The sequence below is a fragment of the Arthrobacter sp. LjRoot78 genome, from assembly GCF_964254335.1.
In the GTDB taxonomy this organism is placed as follows: domain Bacteria; phylum Actinomycetota; class Actinomycetes; order Actinomycetales; family Micrococcaceae; genus Arthrobacter.
Map to the genome: position 1 here is coordinate 1,155,798 of NZ_CAXUTG020000001.1, position 17,625 is coordinate 1,173,422.

General features: G+C 65.2%; 16 protein-coding genes and 1 rRNA gene. 10 read left to right on the forward strand and 7 right to left on the reverse strand.

The window, feature by feature from the left end:
* The first annotated feature begins 72 nt into the window (after positions 1 to 72).
* Complete coding sequence (locus tag ACSQ1X_RS05455) at positions 73 to 1,329, forward strand: S8 family serine peptidase (protein WP_436056949.1); 1,257 nt, start codon at positions 73 to 75, stop codon at positions 1,327 to 1,329.
* A 27-nt stretch (positions 1,330 to 1,356) separates the two neighbouring features.
* Here the strand turns inward: ACSQ1X_RS05455 and ACSQ1X_RS05460 are convergent, their stop codons facing one another.
* Complete coding sequence (locus ACSQ1X_RS05460; protein ID WP_436056950.1) at positions 1,357 to 2,085, reverse strand: hypothetical protein; 729 nt, start codon at positions 2,083 to 2,085, stop codon at positions 1,357 to 1,359.
* A gap of 224 nt (positions 2,086 to 2,309) precedes the next feature.
* Between ACSQ1X_RS05460 and ACSQ1X_RS05465 the strand changes: the two genes are divergently transcribed.
* Both ACSQ1X_RS05465 and ACSQ1X_RS05470 read left to right on the forward strand, forming a co-directional pair.
* Complete coding sequence (locus ACSQ1X_RS05465) at positions 2,310 to 3,497, forward strand: FHA domain-containing protein (protein WP_436056951.1); 1,188 nt, start codon at positions 2,310 to 2,312, stop codon at positions 3,495 to 3,497.
* A 163-nt stretch (positions 3,498 to 3,660) separates the two neighbouring features.
* The gene (locus ACSQ1X_RS05470; protein ID WP_003806113.1) at positions 3,661 to 3,864 is read left to right on the forward strand and encodes a cold-shock protein; all 204 of its coding nucleotides are present in this window, start codon (positions 3,661 to 3,663) and stop codon (positions 3,862 to 3,864) included.
* A gap of 111 nt (positions 3,865 to 3,975) precedes the next feature.
* On the opposite strand, the gene ACSQ1X_RS05475 is transcribed toward ACSQ1X_RS05470, so the two are convergent.
* Positions 3,976 to 4,905 carry a patatin-like phospholipase family protein gene (locus ACSQ1X_RS05475; RefSeq protein ID WP_436056952.1) on the reverse strand — a complete coding sequence of 310 codons (930 nt, stop codon included), beginning with the start codon at positions 4,903 to 4,905 and terminating at the stop codon, positions 3,976 to 3,978.
* 211 nt (positions 4,906 to 5,116) lie between these two features.
* Positions 5,117 to 6,919 (reverse strand): SARP family transcriptional regulator, encoded by a 1,803-nt coding sequence (locus ACSQ1X_RS05480; RefSeq protein ID WP_436056953.1) that lies wholly within the window; start codon positions 6,917 to 6,919, stop codon positions 5,117 to 5,119.
* 118 nt (positions 6,920 to 7,037) lie between these two features.
* Between ACSQ1X_RS05480 and ACSQ1X_RS05485 the strand changes: the two genes are divergently transcribed.
* Complete coding sequence (locus tag ACSQ1X_RS05485) at positions 7,038 to 7,199, forward strand: hypothetical protein (RefSeq protein ID WP_200939319.1); 162 nt, start codon at positions 7,038 to 7,040, stop codon at positions 7,197 to 7,199.
* A 126-nt stretch (positions 7,200 to 7,325) separates the two neighbouring features.
* Here ACSQ1X_RS05485 and ACSQ1X_RS05490 read toward each other — a convergent pair whose 3' ends face one another.
* Together ACSQ1X_RS05490 and ACSQ1X_RS05495 are read right to left on the reverse strand one after the other, a co-directional pair.
* Complete coding sequence (locus ACSQ1X_RS05490; protein ID WP_055799077.1) at positions 7,326 to 7,670, reverse strand: DUF6176 family protein; 345 nt, start codon at positions 7,668 to 7,670, stop codon at positions 7,326 to 7,328.
* A 142-nt stretch (positions 7,671 to 7,812) separates the two neighbouring features.
* On the reverse strand, positions 7,813 to 8,118 hold the full coding sequence (locus ACSQ1X_RS05495; RefSeq protein ID WP_436056954.1) for a DUF1905 domain-containing protein: 306 nt from the start codon (positions 8,116 to 8,118) through the stop codon (positions 7,813 to 7,815).
* Between the two features lie 97 nt (positions 8,119 to 8,215).
* Between ACSQ1X_RS05495 and ACSQ1X_RS05500 the strand changes: the two genes are divergently transcribed.
* Complete coding sequence (locus tag ACSQ1X_RS05500) at positions 8,216 to 9,847, forward strand: alkaline phosphatase D family protein (protein WP_436056955.1); 1,632 nt, start codon at positions 8,216 to 8,218, stop codon at positions 9,845 to 9,847.
* 23 nt (positions 9,848 to 9,870) lie between these two features.
* Here the strand turns inward: ACSQ1X_RS05500 and ACSQ1X_RS05505 are convergent, their stop codons facing one another.
* Positions 9,871 to 10,899 (reverse strand): Gfo/Idh/MocA family oxidoreductase, encoded by a 1,029-nt coding sequence (locus ACSQ1X_RS05505; RefSeq protein ID WP_436056956.1) that lies wholly within the window; start codon positions 10,897 to 10,899, stop codon positions 9,871 to 9,873.
* A 290-nt stretch (positions 10,900 to 11,189) separates the two neighbouring features.
* Here ACSQ1X_RS05505 and ACSQ1X_RS05510 point away from each other — a divergent pair, with 290 nt between their 5' ends.
* From ACSQ1X_RS05510 to ACSQ1X_RS05520, 3 genes are all read left to right on the forward strand, one after another.
* Positions 11,190 to 11,684 (forward strand): hypothetical protein, encoded by a 495-nt coding sequence (locus ACSQ1X_RS05510; protein WP_436056957.1) that lies wholly within the window; start codon positions 11,190 to 11,192, stop codon positions 11,682 to 11,684.
* Positions 11,685 to 11,875: 191 nt separating this feature from the next.
* On the forward strand, positions 11,876 to 12,142 hold the full coding sequence (locus ACSQ1X_RS05515) for a hypothetical protein (RefSeq protein WP_436056958.1): 267 nt from the start codon (positions 11,876 to 11,878) through the stop codon (positions 12,140 to 12,142).
* A 38-nt stretch (positions 12,143 to 12,180) separates the two neighbouring features.
* Positions 12,181 to 12,969 carry a hypothetical protein gene (locus ACSQ1X_RS05520; protein WP_436056959.1) on the forward strand — a complete coding sequence of 263 codons (789 nt, stop codon included), beginning with the start codon at positions 12,181 to 12,183 and terminating at the stop codon, positions 12,967 to 12,969.
* Positions 12,970 to 13,003: 34 nt separating this feature from the next.
* On the opposite strand, the gene ACSQ1X_RS05525 is transcribed toward ACSQ1X_RS05520, so the two are convergent.
* Positions 13,004 to 14,248 (reverse strand): flavin-containing monooxygenase, encoded by a 1,245-nt coding sequence (locus tag ACSQ1X_RS05525; RefSeq protein WP_436056960.1) that lies wholly within the window; start codon positions 14,246 to 14,248, stop codon positions 13,004 to 13,006.
* A gap of 275 nt (positions 14,249 to 14,523) precedes the next feature.
* Between ACSQ1X_RS05525 and ACSQ1X_RS05530 the strand changes: the two genes are divergently transcribed.
* Complete coding sequence (locus tag ACSQ1X_RS05530) at positions 14,524 to 15,279, forward strand: ZIP family metal transporter (protein ID WP_055799053.1); 756 nt, start codon at positions 14,524 to 14,526, stop codon at positions 15,277 to 15,279.
* Between the two features lie 578 nt (positions 15,280 to 15,857).
* Positions 15,858 to 17,383, forward strand: a 16S ribosomal RNA gene (locus ACSQ1X_RS05535).
* Positions 17,384 to 17,625 lie beyond the last annotated feature (242 nt).

Sequence of the window (17,625 nt, forward strand, 5' to 3'; positions counted from 1 at the left end):
GGCCGCCAATCGGCAATTGTGAATTGCCAAAAGGCACTATCCAGTGGGCGAATTCTGCCGCAAGATAACTGAATGAAAAAGATCCTGGTAGCCGGTGTCGCAGCAGTAATCATGGGCCTTAGCGGAATTGCCGCAGCGGTCCCGGGCAACGCGGCCTCGGCGCCGTCACATATCGCGGGACAAATCATGGTTAAATTCCGCGACAATGGCGCGGCAGCCGGCGTTCTTCGCCAGCATGGGCTCAAGGAGGGCGCCGGTATCGGCAGCACCGGTGCTCAACTCATCGAAGTGCCGGCTGGCAAAGAATTGAACCTTGTCGAGGCCCTAAGCCGGAACCCGGCAGTTGAGTATGCCGAGCCGGACCAGACTGCTACTGCCGATTCCGACGACCAATATTTTCCCCGCCAATATGCTCTGCAAAACGACGGCCAATCATTTAGCAACACGCTCAGCACGATGACTGTGGCCGCGGGCACGGTGGACGCCGATGTGGACGCCGTCGAAGCATGGAGTGTCACGACCGGCGGCGGCATGAGGGTTGCCATTGTCGATTCAGGCGTGGCGATCGACAACACCGATATCGCACCGAAGGTTGTGGCACGCGCCAACTTCAGTGATGCGGCAACCGGCGAAGACAAATACGGCCACGGCACCCACGTCGCCGGCATCGTTGCTGCCATCCGCAACAACAATATTGGTGTCGCAGGCGTGTGCCCGGATTGCAGCATCCTGGACGTCAAGGTTCTCAACGACAACGGGTCCGGTTCCAGCTCAGCCATTGCCAAGGGCATCGACTGGGCCGTGAACAATGGGGCCCAGGTGATCAACATGAGCCTCGGACTGCGCGTCTCTTCACGCACGCTTGAGACGGCCGTTAACAACGCCTGGAATCGGGGTGTGGTGCTGGTGGCCGCGGCCGGTAACGCCGGTACTCCGGCCCAGATCTACCCGGGCGCCTACCCCAACGTTATTGCAGTCGCTGCAACGGATAACAGGGACGACAAAGCATCCTTCTCAAGCTACGGCGCCAAGTGGGTTGATATCGCGGCGCCGGGTGTCAACGTCTACTCGACCTTCCCGAACCACCCCTTCGTCCTGGGTACACAGAACGGCCGGGCCATGGGCTATGACGTTGCCAGCGGCACCTCAATGGCCTCGCCGATCGTGGCCGCCACTGCCGCTCTCGTCTGGAGCACGCAGGCCTGCCCTACTAACGCTGACGTCCGCGCAAAGGTCGAATCAACCGCCGAGAGAAAGTCCGGCACTGAATCCTTCTGGGCGAACGGCCGCGTGAACGCCTCCAAGGCCGTCGCTGGGGCCTGCCCTTAGTCGGGGGTAACGGCCCTGAGGGCGCCACTATGGCGAGGGACGAACGCCGGCGGCATAGCCGCCGTCGTACGTCCCTTCAGCACGGAGCTTGATGCCGCGCAGCATGCCGACTTCCATGTAGTGGTGCAGCGGGTCGCCGATGAAGAAGTCCATGCCGCGGGCCAGCAGCATTGCGCCGGGCACACGATGAAGGGCGAACGCGATGGCCTTGGTCAGCGCCGGGGCATCGGCCGCGGCACCCTGAGCCGCAGCACTGATGTAACCCATCCCTCGGCACCGAACAATCAAGCGGGTGCGGTTTCCCGGGAGAGGACGCAGTACAAACGCTTCTCCCGCTACGAGGTGCCGGTGGGGCTCGATCTCCGCCACGGTCGCGTAGACGCCACCGCCATAAGGCACCAGGTCGCCGACCTTGAGGTCCTGCAGCTCCGGGTGAATACGCGTCGCCGAGTGCTTTCCTTCGACGTACCGGGCGTGGAACATCGCCCGTTCCACGAGGTCGTGGGTGTAGAAGCCGGCGCGGTAGATCCCCATTTGCACTATCCACGGCCACACGCGCTCCGGCGGCGCGTCGATGGTGATGGCCCGCGTGCTCTGGAACGCCGGACGGGGTACATGACCGTCGCCGGGCAAAGGCTCAACGGCTTCCCCACCCTGCGTCCCCCAGCGCAGCATGGCCGGACGCCACACCAGATAGGCCGCAACCTTGGCGCCCAGTGCTCCGCCCAGAACCAGCAGCTTCGTGCGATTTACCATCCCGCTCACCTGCCTAGTGGTAGCAGCCGCCATACTCACAGGCTCCGCGTGGTCCCGAGGCCGGGGAAGTGCCGAAAGTCCCCGCCACCCGCCGTCGTGAATGGCTTTTTCATTCTTGTCAGCCCCGCGCGCCGCGAGGAGACTTGCTGTATGCCGTCCGCTAGCGCCGGGGGCGGTTTTTCTCCTTTCGGGGGCCGGCGCCCTCCTGGCTGGTCGGGGAAGTCGTGGATGCATCGGGGTTGCGGGACGAGTTTGTGGTCGTCAACGGCGAGGCGGCGGGACGCCGGATCCGCATTCCGCACGGCACAACCACCATCGGCAGCGGCGAAGGCTCAAGGCTGCGCCTGCCGGTGTCCGGAGTCAGCCGCCGCCACGCTGAACTGACTTCGCTGGACGGCCGGACAATCCTTACCGACCAGCAGTCGCGCAACGGTACCTGGGTCAACGGCCATGAGATCACCTCGCCCACAGAGCTCGCCGACGGCGATGAGGTGGGGATCGGACAGGTGCTGCTCCGCTTTGTTGAAGGGACGTACGACGGCGGCGGCTCACCTCCCGAAGCGGCGGGCGGCCGGGAGGGGCGTCGGCCCGCCCCGGCGGCTGTAAGGAAGAAAGGCCTCGGCGCGGCGCTGCTCTTCGCGGCGGCGATCAATGTGGTGGGGCTGATCGGCAATAGCCTGACCGCGTTCCTGACCGAGCTGACACCGACGTGGACGTGGTTCGTCACCCCGGCCATGGGCCTTGCTGTTGCCCTGGGCGGCGAGGCGCTCGATTACGTCAAAGACAAGCCACAGCCGGCGCCCACGCGGGCGAAGCCGCAGTATCGCCCGTCGAGCCTCGGACAGCCGGCAAGACCTGCACGCCCGTTGAGGCCGGGGCACCCGGAGGCCGCGCCGCGTACGCGTTCCCGTCCAGTTATCGCCACGGTGCTGGTGACCTTGCTCCTGCTTGGTGGCGGCGGATGGCTGCTGGCAGCAGGAGCGAGCTACGCCGTCGGATACTTCTCAGGGAACGAGGAAGGCACCCAGCGGCTGGCACGCCAGGTGGTGACGGAAGCGCAGGGCGTCACTGTGACCGTGCTAGGCGTCCAGAGCACTGCCCACTTCACCCGGGTGGAAATCCATGTGCGTAACGGGACCAGTAGCTCCATGTCGCTGCCCCTCTTCCATAACGCCATCCTCACCGGCCCGGACGGGACGACGTTCGATGCCGATGCCTTCCGCAGCAGCTGGCAGCCCGAAATACCGCCCGGGGGACAGCGCAAGGGGACCATCAACTTCGAGAGCCAGCTGCCTGACACGGGCGGCACGGTGTCCCTCAGCTTCGTGACGGTGTTCATGCAGGGGTTCGACGGGCCGCGGTCGATCACCGTCCAGGACATCCCGCTGATGCCGGTGGTAAAGCCGCTCTGAAAACCCGTGTACAGTAGAGACCGTTGTTGTGTTTGTATTTGGTAGTTCAGGCAGTACGCGGGGTCGAAAGTCCTCGTTCTTCTGAAGTAGCGGTTTTGAACACCCCACACCGGAGGACCCGAAAGTCGGGACAGTTCCTCCACCTTCACGAAGGACATAAATAATGGCTACTGGTACCGTCAAATGGTTTAACGCTGAAAAGGGCTTCGGCTTCATTTCCCCCGATGACTCCTCACAGGACGTTTTCGCACACTACTCTGCGATCAACTCCTCCGGCTTCCGCTCCCTCGAAGAGAACCAGAAGGTCTCCTTCGAAACCGAGCAGGGCCCCAAGGGTCCCCAGGCTGTAAACATCCAGGCTATCTAATTTCTTAGATACCCGGGACCGTTTAGGTTTCATAAAGCAGGGCCTGCCATTCATTTGGCAGGCCCTGCTTTTGTTTAAGCTGTTCTTGTGGGCAGGCTGACTGCTACAGCGTCAGCGCCAGAATTCGGTGAGCTGCCCGGCAAGGGCGCTGCCCTGCTCGTAACCGGCCCGAGCGGCGGCCGGACGCAGGGACAGATCCATCGCATTGGCACCGAATAGGTGCCCGGAGTCGGTATCCGGGAAGATCGTTTCGACTCGGCTTCCACGTGCGCGTAGTTCGTCGACCTGTGTTGCAAGATGCATGCCCCAGTTCACCGGAGTCCGTGATCTGCCGCCGAAGGGTGACAGGACCAGCACCCGTGCGTACCCGGCTGCCAGATCGGCATTGTCGGCGTTGGACCGGTAGCCGCCGTCGATGTATCCGTTGTGCCCGATCCTGTAGGCGAAGCCACTGGCACAGCTGGCGGCGACGGCGTCCACCAGGTCGACTCCGCTGTGGCGGTCGAACACCACCGGTTCACCGGTATGGGCATCGACCGCCGTGATGAGCACCGTTCGCTCGGGCCAGCGCTGGCTGGGCAGCCGGGTGGCGACGGTGTCGCGCCACCGCGTTTGCCCTGAACCGTCCGACGCCGCATCCAACTCGAGCGCCGCCGCACCCATTCTGCGGCGCATGTCGGCCGCATCCTCGGCGGCGGCGATGATGCGGCTTGTTCTCTCCATATGGTTCGCCGCTGACCCGGTGCGGACGCGTCCGCCGTCGGATCCTGGCGGGGCAGTCCGTTGCCGGGGTTCGGCGGAAAGGATGCTGGCAAGCAGCTGGGTGGGGCTCGCGCCGGTTATCTGGGCTGCAGCCGTCGATCCGGCCGAGGTGCCGATGATCAGATCGGCCTCGGTCACATCCAGCCCGGCATCGTAGAGGCCGGCGATGACGCCGATCAGCCAGGCATTGCCTGTCGATCCGCCGCCACCGAGGACCAACGCCCGCTCGCCGGCGCTCGTCGCAGCGGAGTTCAGGGGGGAAGAAGGTGTTGTGTTCATGGGAGTCGCCTTTCGCGAATTGCCTGTTGGGCGCTCCCGGCGGCGACTACCTCAGTCGCGCGATCGTGGACTGCGGGGGAGCGCCCACTATGGATACAGCGTTCATGGGACTCACCTCCTGCCGAAAGATCACGATCTCTCGAAAGCTACCACGCCCGCGACCCGGTGCGCCACCGGTATCTTGGGTGCCTCCTGCAAGCGCAGGGCAGGTTCAACCGCGGTGCCTTTGCATGAGGAACGCATCGAGCGCAGGATTCCCGATTTCCTTCGCCAGCCACGGCACAGCCTGCGCCGCGGCCTCATCACCCAGCACCGCACGGTGGGACTGCGCCCGCACCGCAAACTCCCGCATTCCGCTGCGGCCGGCCAGCTCGGCGAGCTTCTCCACGAACTTCGAGGCCCGCGGCGAGCCCATTGCTATGGCAACCTCCGCTGCCGTGTCCAGCAGCCGGGCCGTGTACCAGAGGTACCACGGCTTGGGCTCAAGCCCCCGGTCTATCCAGTGCTCGGCTGCGGCGAGATCGCCGTGCGTCAGGAACAGCCGGGCCTCTGCGCCGGCAGCGAGGGCCATGTAGCAGTGGTCGCCGGCCAGATCCGCCATCACCCAGGACCGGTCGATCATGGCTGCGGCTTCCTCCAGCTTTCCGGCAGCCAGGTAGGTCTCGCCGCGTACTCCGTCGACGAACGGCTCGAATGCCGTCCAGTGCTCCTCCGCAATCCAAATCAGTGCCCGGTCCAGTGAAGCAGCCGCCTTGTCCAAGTCACCGCGGAGCAGGTGCACCCTGCCAAGCAGCGCCTCGCTGAACGCCTGCTGCCGGCGGTTTGCGACCGCCCTGGCCAGCCGTCCGGATTCGATCAGCGCCGTCACGGCGTCCTCGTACCTTGCTGTATCCGAGGCCAGCATCCCCTGGATCGCCAGGACCCTCGCCTGTTCGTCGGGGAATCCCTCAGCCCCTCGTAGCGCCCGGTCCAGCCACCCGGCCGCACGGTCCGGGACACCGCGCTGCACGGACAAGTAGCCCAGCTCGCGGTACGCCGCAGCGGCAGTCCGGGAGGCGCCGTCGGGCCCTTCCGCCTGCAGGGCGCGGTGCAGGAAATCCGCCACCTCCGCGCCGCGCCCGCCCGCCTGGTGGATCAGGGCTCCGGACAGGGTCACGAGGGACTCGGCGACCAAATGCGCGTCGCCGGTGCGCTGGGCGAGCACCACCGCGAGCCTTAGCTGATCGAGGCCCCGGTCCACGGCGCCTGCCCAGAGTGACGCGCCGCCGGCGTCGAGATAGGACCGCACCGTCGCTGCGGTGGCCGGCATCCCGGGGTCCGCCTCCGGAGCCGCATCGGACAGCGCCCGCCGGATTTCCGCGGGCAGCGGCAGCCCAAGCTCCTCGCGGTAGAGGTTGCCGCATTTGGTGACGTGCTCGCGGGCACGGCGGTGCTCGCCGAGGGCCACGAGCGCCTTGACGAGGACGGCGTTGCAGTCCGCGTGGAAGGGATCGCGGTGCAGGGCCAGCGTTGCCAGTTCCGCCGCCTGGCCGGGAGCGCCCGTAGCCAAGGCCGCCAGCGCTGCCTCGTACAGCAGGGACTGGACGACGTTGTCCAGACGGTAGCGCTGGTCCGCCAGCCAGGAATCAAAGACCGGGGAATCGGCGAAGGACAGCCCTTCCAGCAGCTGGCCGCTGAATCGCCGCGGATCAATGCCCGGAACTCCGGCCGAACCGACCACTTCCAATGCATCGCAGCGCCACGGCGGCTGAAGGGTCAGGCGCAGGGGATCACCGGCAACCGTCACGCCGTCGAGCGTCCGGCGCAGCTCGGACAGGTTCCAGCGCAGGGCGCCGAGGGGATCCTCGGCATCAGGGAACAGCAGCGACGCCGTGCGGGAGCGGCCGGTGCCGTCCGCCTGCAACGCGAGATAGGCCAGCACTGCCCAGGCCTTGCGGCCTCTGGGCTGCATGGGAGTTGCGCCGGGGGTCTCGATCGCGGGCGGACCGAGGAGCCGAATCCAATTCTCGGCCATACGGCTCATGGTACGCCGCGGGCTCTCCGGCGTCTGCGGGGCTCACACGTTTGCTCACACGCCTGCCGGACACACTGAAATCACCCTATCCGCACACACTCACTCGAGGTGCAACACCATGGAACTGCTCGGCATCCTGCTTCTTGGACTCTGGGTTCTTAGCGTTACCGTCCGCGCCGTCCTGACCGACGGCCGGGGTCACCTGCCCGACATCCGTTCCACTGCGCCGTGGACGGCGGGCAACCTTCCCAGTGCGCCATACGCATCGCCGCGGATCTAGCCGGGTCCGACAGCTTTAACCACGTTCAACGACGGAAAAGTACGACGGCGGGAGGCTGGCAATCGCTGCCGGCATCCCGCCGTCGTTCGCTGCTTCCCGCGTTCGCTGCTTCCGACCTTCGCGGCGTCAGCCCTTGTAATCGTAAGCAAGCGACGCAGGGAGGGGGCCCTGCAGCATCTCAGCAGTGATGCCGTGGATTGCCTGGATCTTCTCCCCGAACCATTGATCGTGCGGATCGTCCGAGTTTGCGGCGGTCTGGAAGGACTTGGCCAGATCCTCGGCTTCGTGGAACAGGCAGGCAAAGTCCCCCTGCGGGGTCTGCATGAGGCTGACAACTTCCCGGGTCAGGCCCATCCGCTCGCGGGAACGCCGGTGTTCCTCCTTGCGGGGGCCTTCAATCTCCTCGATGAGCGACTTCCACTCGTCCAGTTTCCCGGGCAGAATCGGCGCGAACCAGGTGATGCATTCCATGACATGTCCTTCCACGCAGTTGCTTCAGCACTGATGCGGCGGGTAGTCCGACCGTGGCTGTGCACCTGCATGGTAGTCCTGCAGGAAGGCGCGGGATAGGGCCTTTTGGCGAGTGACCGACTGCCGCCGCCTGGCAGTAAGATCAGCCCTCGAGCACCAAGACCAGCTCCACGTCCACGTCGTCTCCGGCGAGGATGCCGGCCGCCGTCCGGATGGCCTTCTTGACCGGGAGGACGTACGAGCGGCTCTTGCTCTCCGGGAAGATCGACGTGGACCAGCTGTTGCCCGCGATGGATGCTGTGACCTTCACTGAGCCGAATCCCTTGCGGAAGGGAGCGGCCTCGTCACTGATTTCGTCCGCCAGGTCCTGTGGCAGTGTGATGAAATGCCACCCGGCTTCCTCCGGATAGTGCCACAGCTCGCCACGGAACGAATATGTCGTCGTCACGTCTTGAGTATGGCACCGGCTGCGGTTTCGGCAAGCTCCACGGGCGGTTCACACCCCCGCCACCACCAATTCACCCGCCCCGGCAACGATAAGCAGCATGACTGCTTTCACCCGCCGAAATGTCCTCAAAGGTGCCCTTGCCGCCGCAGGAGCTGCCGCCGTCGTGCCCGTGGTTTCGACAAGCTCAACCACCGCCGCCCATGCCGGCGTCGCGCTGGTCCGCAACCGCCTGACCCTCCCGTCCGGAATCGCCACCGGCGATGTGACCGCCGATTCCGGCGTCCTGTGGTCCCGGGCGTCGGGCCCCGGCCGGCTGGTGGCCAACCTGCTGGCCGTGGACGAGGACGGTGTGCCGCTCCGCGGCGGCCGTGCGTTCCAGCGCGTGCTGCGGGGGAGTGCCGCCAGCGAAGCCACCGACTTCACCTCGCGGATCAATGCCGAGCATCTGCCGTCGGGCACCCGGTTCGCGCTGAGTCTGCACTTCGAGGACGCCGACGGCAACGCCGGCGAAACCGCGCAGGGCTCCTTTAGTACCGCACCCGGAAACGGTCTGCTCAGCAGCGGCCGTGCACCCCGCAGGCAGAGCTTCGTGTGGACCGGCGACACCGCGGGCCAGGGCTGGGGCATCAACGAGGAGATCGGCGGCATGCGCGGCTACGCGGCCATGCACGCCACCAAGCCGGAATTCTTCATCCACTCCGGCGACACCATCTACGCAGACGGCCCCATCGCCTCGCAGGTCACCGAGACCGACGGGCAGATCTGGCGAAACCTTGTCACCGAGGAAGTTTCCAAGGTGGCCGAGACCCTCAACGAGTTCCGCGGCCGGCACCGCTACAACCTGATGGACCGCAACGTCCGCGCAATGTACGCGGAGGTGCCGGTGATCGCCCAGTGGGATGACCACGAAACCCACAACAACTGGTACCCCGGGGAGATCATCACCGACGCCCGCTACACCGAACGCCGCATTGACGTCCTGGCCGCGCGCGGCCGCCAGGCCTGGCAGGAATACCAGCCAATCTCCGGGCTCAGCACCCGGATCGGCGACGGCAGCACGGGATTCGAACCGGCGCGCATCTACCGCAAGATCTCCCGCGGCCCGCAGCTGGACGTCTTCTGCCTGGACATGCGCACCTTCAAGGACCCCAACACCGACGGCAAGGAAACGCACCTCACCCACATCCTGGGCCAGGAGCAGGCCGACTGGCTCATCAGCGAGGTCAGCAAGTCCAAGGCAACCTGGAAGGTCATCTCGGCCGACCTCCCGCTGGGCCTGATCGTCCCCGACGGCCCGGTGAACCAGGAATCCCTCGCCAACCGCGACGCCGGGGCCCCTCTGGGCAAGGAACTCGAGATCGCGGGAGTGCTCTCCGCATTGAAGCGCAACCGGGTTAAAAACGTGGTGTGGCTGACGGCAGACGTCCACTACTGCGCCGCCCACCACTACTCGCCCGTGCGAGCAGGCTTCACCGACTTCGACCCCTTCTGGGAATTCGTGGCCGGCCCCATCAACGCCGGCAGCTTCGGCCCCGGCGAACTGGACGGCACCTTCGGCCCCGAGAGGGTGTTCTACAAGACCGGCGCCTACGCCAACCAGTCACCGCGCAGCGGCGAAAACCAGTTCTTCGGCCACGTGGACCTGAACGAGGACGACGTCTTCACCGTCAGCCTCCGCAACGCCAACGGCACTGTCCTCTGGAGCCAGGAGCTGCAGCCGAAACGGTGACGGTGTGGTTCCGAAGGGGTCGGTCAGTCCGCGATGTCCACCGACCGCTGTTCGGCGTCGCTAAGCCGGGCGGCGTCCAGGACCTCGAGCGTGTGGACAGCCTCGGTACCCGGAACCGGCTCGGGTCCCTTACCGGCAACGGCCAGCGCGAACTGCTCGTAGTAGTGGTGATACGCGCCCTGCTCGGACGGCACGCGGACCTGGCCCGCCGCCGTCGTAAGCGTTCCCCAGCGGCTCTCCTCTTCGTAACCCCACGCGGCGGGATCGTCCGCCGGGCGTTTGCCGGCTATTGCCGCGAGGGCCTGGACATCGGACTGCTGGGACACGTAGCTTCCTTCGGAGCCGAGCAGCCGCAGTTCCCGCGCGACCAGCCGGTTGCTCTTGGTGGCGGAAACGTGGGACTTCACGCCGCTCCGGTGCGCGATGGTCACGAAGAAACCCGAGTCGGTGCGTCCGGCGTCCAGGTCCACCCAGTCGAGCGTGGCGTAGACGCTGGCGGCCGGGCCGAAGAGCCACAGCGCCTGGTCCACCAGGTGGCTGCCGAGGTCGCGCAGCAGTCCGCCCGCGGGGCCGGCTTCCAGGGTATCCGGCTGGTCGAGGTCGAAGCGGGACTCGAAGCGTGCCACCTTGCCCACTGCGCCGGAATCCACCACGGAGCGAAGGGTCCGGATGTCCGTGTCCCAGCGGCGGTTGTGGAACACGTTGAGGATCACGCCGGCGTCCGCGGCTGCCTTCACCAGTTCGCGCCCCACCTCGGCGTTCGGGGCGAAGGGCTTGTCCGCCACGACGTGCACACCGGCCGCAACTGCCTCGAGCACCAACTCGCGGCGCGTCTCCGGGGGCGTGGTGATGACTACGGCGTCCACGCCGGCGGACAGCAGTTGGGTGAGGGAATCGTAGAGCGGCACGTCCGGGTACTCCTCCGCGGCCTGTGCGCGGCGGGCGGGGGAGCGGGTCACGATGCCCGCCAGTTCCACCCCGTCAGCGGCCGTGATGAACGGGGCGTGGAAGTACCGCCCGCCGAAGCCGAATCCAACGAGTCCAAGTTTCACAAGATCTCCTTCGTCCCCGTGAGGGTGTTTATTAGCGTATGACGCAGTTTGTCCTTATGTTAGAACAAACTTCCTTGGGTTGGGAAGGTCCGAATCTCAGGCAGGCGGGCTTTTCCGTACCGGCGAGTAGAAACCGTGCTAGCACGGAAGTGCGGGAGGGGTGCCCGGATTCACTATGGATACATCGGAACGCGCGGGAAATACCGGCGGAACCGACGCCTCAATCCAAGCCCCGAATCAACGGGCAGCACGTCTCATCCACTCGCATCTTTCCCCTCAGGAGCACTTTCATGTCCGACGCCCCAACCACCAAAAAGTCCCACACCGCCCGCCGCAAGGTGGCCCTGCTGACCGCCATCGGACTCGGGGCGGTGGCGGCACCGTTCGCCCTCGCTGCCCCGGCCCAGGCAGCCGGCACAAACTATGCCTGCTCGGTCACGCCGCTCCGGCCCGTGTTCGCCGGCCACAACTCCGCCGGCGTGAAGCTGGTGGACTACCAGATCCAGGTCCGCTGCAGCACGGACCGCTACGTCAACATCACCCAGCAGCGCTGGGAGGAAGACGACTGGCCCAACGGCGACGACCACCTGGGCACCTCCACGTTCAGCCGCCACCTGAACCAGTACAGCGGAACCGTGACCATCCACAACGTCCGCACGCTGGTGGACGGCGAGATCGGCAACGAGGAGATCTACCAGAAGGTCAGCTTCCAGGAAGGCAGCAACGGCGTGTGGTCGCCGTACACCGGCTGGTACACCAGCGGCGTCACTTCAATGTCGAACTGACGCCCGTCCCGGGGGAGCTGCTGCGCCGGCTCCCCGCAACGCCCAAGGCCCGGTTCCCCCAGCCGGTCCTTGGGTTGTTTTAACGTGGCCGGCCGCTGCCGCCGTCGGGCCTATTTACTCTGGCGAGGCCCCGCCCCGCCCAAAAGTGCGGGACACTGGAAGTCACACCACCCACGAAAGCGGACCACACTTTGATCAATCTCCAGCAGGACGCCGACGGCTTCATCAGGATGAACCGGCACTTCCCGGAAAAAGTCCGGATCGCCGTCACCTTTGCCGACGGCACCACGGAGGAACTCTCCGGCGGCAGGCTCAACAAGGCCTACGACGACGCCCTGGCCGAATTCCGCGCCCAGAACCATCTGGACGCGCGGGGATATTCGCGGTCGCCGAAGAAGAAAACCAGCTCGGGAAACAAGATCGAGTTTGTGCCCGTCCACCCCGGCATGGGCGACTGACTCCGGCAGCACATTCCCGGATCACGAGGAGGCAGCGCATGGAACCGAACGGGGGACCGGGCACCGGACTGACGGACGCCGCCGGCGCCGGCCGGCTCGACCCGCTGCTGTATCCGTGGGATCCGCCCGAAGCCTCGGGCGTCATGGACCGCGACGGCTTCATGCCCCTTGACCTCACTGGCCTGGACGAAGCCCTCGCGGAAGCCAACGCGGCACCGCTGGACTCCCGCTTCCTTGTGGTCTCCATCGGCTCGAATGCCAGCGCCGACGTGATGCGGCGGAAGTTCGCCGCCTACCACCAGCCGGTCAGCCCGGTCCTGCCCCTGGTCCGCGGGCAGCTCAGCAACATCGCGGTGGGCCACTCCGCCCACGTCAGCAGGGCCGGCTACATCGCCGCCGCTCCCTACCCCCGGCCGGGGGAGTGCACCACCGTGTGGGTTTCGTGGCTGGACGAACTCCAGCTGCTGGCCCTGGACGAAACGGAGCCCAACTACCGGCGGATACAGCTCGACGGCGACACCTGTCCGCTCGCGCTTGACCAAGGCGGCCGTCCGGAGGACTTTTCGCTGTTCACCTCGCGCTGGGGCGTCCTGACCGATGGCGACGGCGGGACGCTTCCCTTCGTGGACCAGCCGGCCCTGTTCGGGCTGCTTGCCGGGAGCGGCACCGGGGAGCACCTGGAAGCGGGGCAATCGGTGTTCGATGGGCCGCCGGAACTCGTGGCCGAGCAGCTCGCCCTGCCGTCGGTCCAGGCCTGGGCCACGGAGTGGTTCTGCTCGGCCGGGCTGGCCGCGCCGGTGGACTTCGACGGGCTCTGCTCCGGATAACCAGCCTCTGCGATAGCCCGCGTCTGCCGCCGCGTCAGCGGGCGGCGATGTGCTCCGCAATGTACTTGGCGTCGCGGCCCACGCCGGCCACGATCGACGAACCGTGTCCGGTCAGCCAAGGCAGCCCCACGGCGTAGAGGCCCGGGTGCTCGGTGACCCCTCGCTGATGCCGCGGGTAGTTCCACTCGTCCAGCACCGGAATGTCCAGGATGCCGAAGTCCAGCCGGTAGCCGGTGGCCCAGATGACCGACGTGATGTTCGCGGCATCCAGGTTCAGCCGCGCCGGTTCGGACGGCAGCCAGTCGTCCCTGCGCGGCGGGTCCGCTTCCGGTGCCGTAATCCCTGCAGCGGCGATGTAGGCATCGAACATCGGCCGCATACGCTGGTAGAACGTGCGCTCAACAACGCCCAGGCGCTCCGGGAGGTCGTCGCTGAAGGTGAGTTCGCCGTCGTCGGCTGCTTCCAGGTGCCCGTGCAGCCGGACGCCCTGGCGGCCGAGGTCGCGCAGGTGGATGTTGTGGCCGCCATCGGCGCCGGAAACCAGCGGGTTGCACATGAATCGTGCGGCGGGGGAGGGCAGCTGCCCCACGGTGAGGCCGTTCAGTCCGTAATCGGGCCCGTGCTCGGCAAGGTGCATCATCCAGAAGAGGAGGTCCTGGCCGCGGTACCGGCGGGGCGCTTCCGGGCAGGTGGACACCGCCAGGTGGATTTCCCGGCCGACGGCGAGCAGTTCTTCGGCGATCTGCCCGCCCGACTGTCCGGTCCCCACGATCAGGACGGCGCCATCCGGCAACTGCTCCGGATTGCGGTAGCTGTCGGTGTGCAACTGCACGATGTGGCCCGGGAACCGCGCGGACAATGCGGGGATTTTCGGTTTTTGGTAGCCGCCGGTGGCCAGCACCACGTTGCGCGCCCGCCAGGCTCCCTCGGTGGTCTCCACGCTGAAGCCGCCGTGCTCCGCCGGTGCAATGCGCGTGACGTCCGTGCCGGTCCGCACCGGCGCGCCGATGGTCGCGGCATATTGCCGCATGTATTCCACGACGTCCGCGCGCGGCATAAAGGCCTCCGGTGCTGGTCCGTCATAGGAACCGCCGGGCAGCGCGAGCGAAAAGTTCGGGGTGTTCAGGCAGAAGGCATCCCAGCGGTCCTGCCAGGCGCCGCCCAGGGCGGCACGCCGTTCCAGTAATAGATGTTCGACGCCGGTCCGGCCCAGCGAGTAGCTGGTGGCCAGGCCAGCCTGCCCGGCTCCGATAACAAGGGTGTCCAGAATCGGTCCCATGCAAAAACCATACGCCGGGCCGGGCAGGTTTCAAGGGGGTGCTGCTGGGGTTCGGAGCGGGCCGGCTGGAGGCTTGGCCGGCGTCTTGCAGCGTCCGTCATGCCGGCGGCGCGAGCCGGCCGCCCGGCGTCGTGCGTAATTTTTCGGTGGGCACAGCGCCGCTGAACTCGTTTGTCGCCGGAGTCTGCAACAATACTGGAGGTGTCCGGACGGCTCAGCGTCCGGCACTATCTGTTTTTGCAGCCCGGGCTCCGTGGCCGCGGAAGGTGGTACGCATGCCGATGTGGGCGCAGGCCATGTTCTGGGGAACGCTGGCGGGAGGCGCGCTGGTGCTGGGTTCCTGGCTGTCGTGGAAGTGGACCATCCCTCCGAAGCTGGTGTCCTCCATCATGGCCTTCGGCGCGGGCGTCCTCATCTCCGCTCTCGCGTTCGAGCTGGTGGACGAGGCAGTGGACGGCGGCGGGCTGTGGCCCACGGCGGCCGGATTCCTTGCCGGTGCCGTGGTGTACGTCAGCGCCAACGCCCTGCTGGCGCGCTCAGGTGCCAAGCACCGCAAACGGTCCAAAGGCCAGCAGCCCTCCGAGAAGGACAGCCCCGGCAGCGGCACGGCCATCGCCGTCGGCGCCCTCCTGGACGGCATTCCGGAGTCGGTGGTCCTCGGGCTGGGACTCATCACTGCCGGAACCGTCAGCCCCGCGATGCTGGCCGCCGTCTTCATCTCGAACGTGCCGGAAGGCCTGTCCAGCACCGCAGGCATGAAGAAGGCGGGCCGAAGCGCCGGGTATGTCTTCGGCGTCTGGGGCGGCATTGCCGTGCTCTGCGGCCTGGCGTCCCTGCTGGGCTACACAGCGCTCGAGAACGCTCCCGCTGAGGCCGTCGCATTCATTACCGCGGTGGCAGCCGGCGGCATCCTGGCCATGCTGGCCGACACCATGATTCCCGAGGCCTTCGAAGAGCACCACAACCTCACCGGCCTGGTGGCGTCCGTGGGTTTCCTCTCGGCGTTCACCATCCACCATGTCGGCGGCTAGGGGTAGACGCGTGACCCGGTGTGACCCACTCCATAAAAGTCCGACTCCGGCCGCTTGGGTTTTTGGGGCGGCTAGTTGGGCGAAATTCGCCGCCGTTCCGGGGTTTTACGCCCGCCCCGCCCTGTGTGGGGGTGGATTTGTGTGGGGTGCTTCGGGCGTGTAAAGTAATTCGAGTCGCCGCCGCTGATGCGGAAAGATAGCGACCGACCCCCTTGTTGAACGGCCTGGAAAACGGCGCTTTTGTGGCGTGCGGAAACCTGGTGGGGATCCTTCCTGTGGTGCTTGTGGTTGGTGGAAACGCCGGTTTGCATAGTGGTCCGGGATCGGGTAAGTTTGGAAAGTTGCTCCGGAGCGATCCGCGACTGTTTGTTGGTTGTGGTGGTGCCGGGTGTGTCTGTTGTTTGAGAACTCAATAGTGTGCCAAGTTTGTTGATACCAATTTATTTATATGGATTGGTTGAATTGACTGGATCCGCCACCCCGTGGTGTGGTCTGGTTTTTACAGCTGGTTTCAAATTTTGCAGCTTTTTTCTTCCGTTTTCCCGGGGGTTTTGAGTTGTGTTCGTTTTTGTTTTACTTCAACGGAGAGTTTGATCCTGGCTCAGGATGAACGCTGGCGGCGTGCTTAACACATGCAAGTCGAACGATGACCTCCAGCTTGCTGGGGTGATTAGTGGCGAACGGGTGAGTAACACGTGAGTAACCTGCCCTTAACTCTGGGATAAGCCTGGGAAACTGGGTCTAATACCGGATATGACTCCTCATCGCATGGTGGGGGGTGGAAAGCTTTTTGTGGTTTTGGATGGACTCGCGGCCTATCAGCTTGTTGGTGAGGTAATGGCTCACCAAGGCGACGACGGGTAGCCGGCCTGAGAGGGTGACCGGCCACACTGGGACTGAGACACGGCCCAGACTCCTACGGGAGGCAGCAGTGGGGAATATTGCACAATGGGCGAAAGCCTGATGCAGCGACGCCGCGTGAGGGATGACGGCCTTCGGGTTGTAAACCTCTTTCAGTAGGGAAGAAGCGAAAGTGACGGTACCTGCAGAAGAAGCGCCGGCTAACTACGTGCCAGCAGCCGCGGTAATACGTAGGGCGCAAGCGTTATCCGGAATTATTGGGCGTAAAGAGCTCGTAGGCGGTTTGTCGCGTCTGCCGTGAAAGTCCGGGGCTCAACTCCGGATCTGCGGTGGGTACGGGCAGACTAGAGTGATGTAGGGGAGACTGGAATTCCTGGTGTAGCGGTGAAATGCGCAGATATCAGGAGGAACACCGATGGCGAAGGCAGGTCTCTGGGCATTAACTGACGCTGAGGAGCGAAAGCATGGGGAGCGAACAGGATTAGATACCCTGGTAGTCCATGCCGTAAACGTTGGGCACTAGGTGTGGGGGACATTCCACGTTTTCCGCGCCGTAGCTAACGCATTAAGTGCCCCGCCTGGGGAGTACGGCCGCAAGGCTAAAACTCAAAGGAATTGACGGGGGCCCGCACAAGCGGCGGAGCATGCGGATTAATTCGATGCAACGCGAAGAACCTTACCAAGGCTTGACATGGGCCGGACCGGGCTGGAAACAGTCCTTCCCCTTTGGGGCCGGTTCACAGGTGGTGCATGGTTGTCGTCAGCTCGTGTCGTGAGATGTTGGGTTAAGTCCCGCAACGAGCGCAACCCTCGTTCCATGTTGCCAGCGCGTAATGGCGGGGACTCATGGGAGACTGCCGGGGTCAACTCGGAGGAAGGTGGGGACGACGTCAAATCATCATGCCCCTTATGTCTTGGGCTTCACGCATGCTACAATGGCCGGTACAAAGGGTTGCGATACTGTGAGGTGGAGCTAATCCCAAAAAGCCGGTCTCAGTTCGGATTGGGGTCTGCAACTCGACCCCATGAAGTCGGAGTCGCTAGTAATCGCAGATCAGCAACGCTGCGGTGAATACGTTCCCGGGCCTTGTACACACCGCCCGTCAAGTCACGAAAGTTGGTAACACCCGAAGCCGGTGGCCTAACCCCTTGTGGGAGGGAGCTGTCGAAGGTGGGACTGGCGATTGGGACTAAGTCGTAACAAGGTAGCCGTACCGGAAGGTGCGGCTGGATCACCTCCTTTCTAAGGAGCACCTACAGCCACCGTGCCCCGTGTATGCGGGTGTGGCGGGGTTGTCAGGAGTATATGCCCGTTGCGCAGACGAAAGTTCTGCGGCGGGTGCTCACGGGTGGAATATCAACAAATAGCGGCCGCCGGTTTTTTCCCTGCGCCTAGTACGGACCCTTGCTGTGAGTAATTGCGGCGGGTGTGTCCTGGAACGGTGCGGGGATGGGAGTGGTGGTTTAGTGTTTGGCACACTGTTG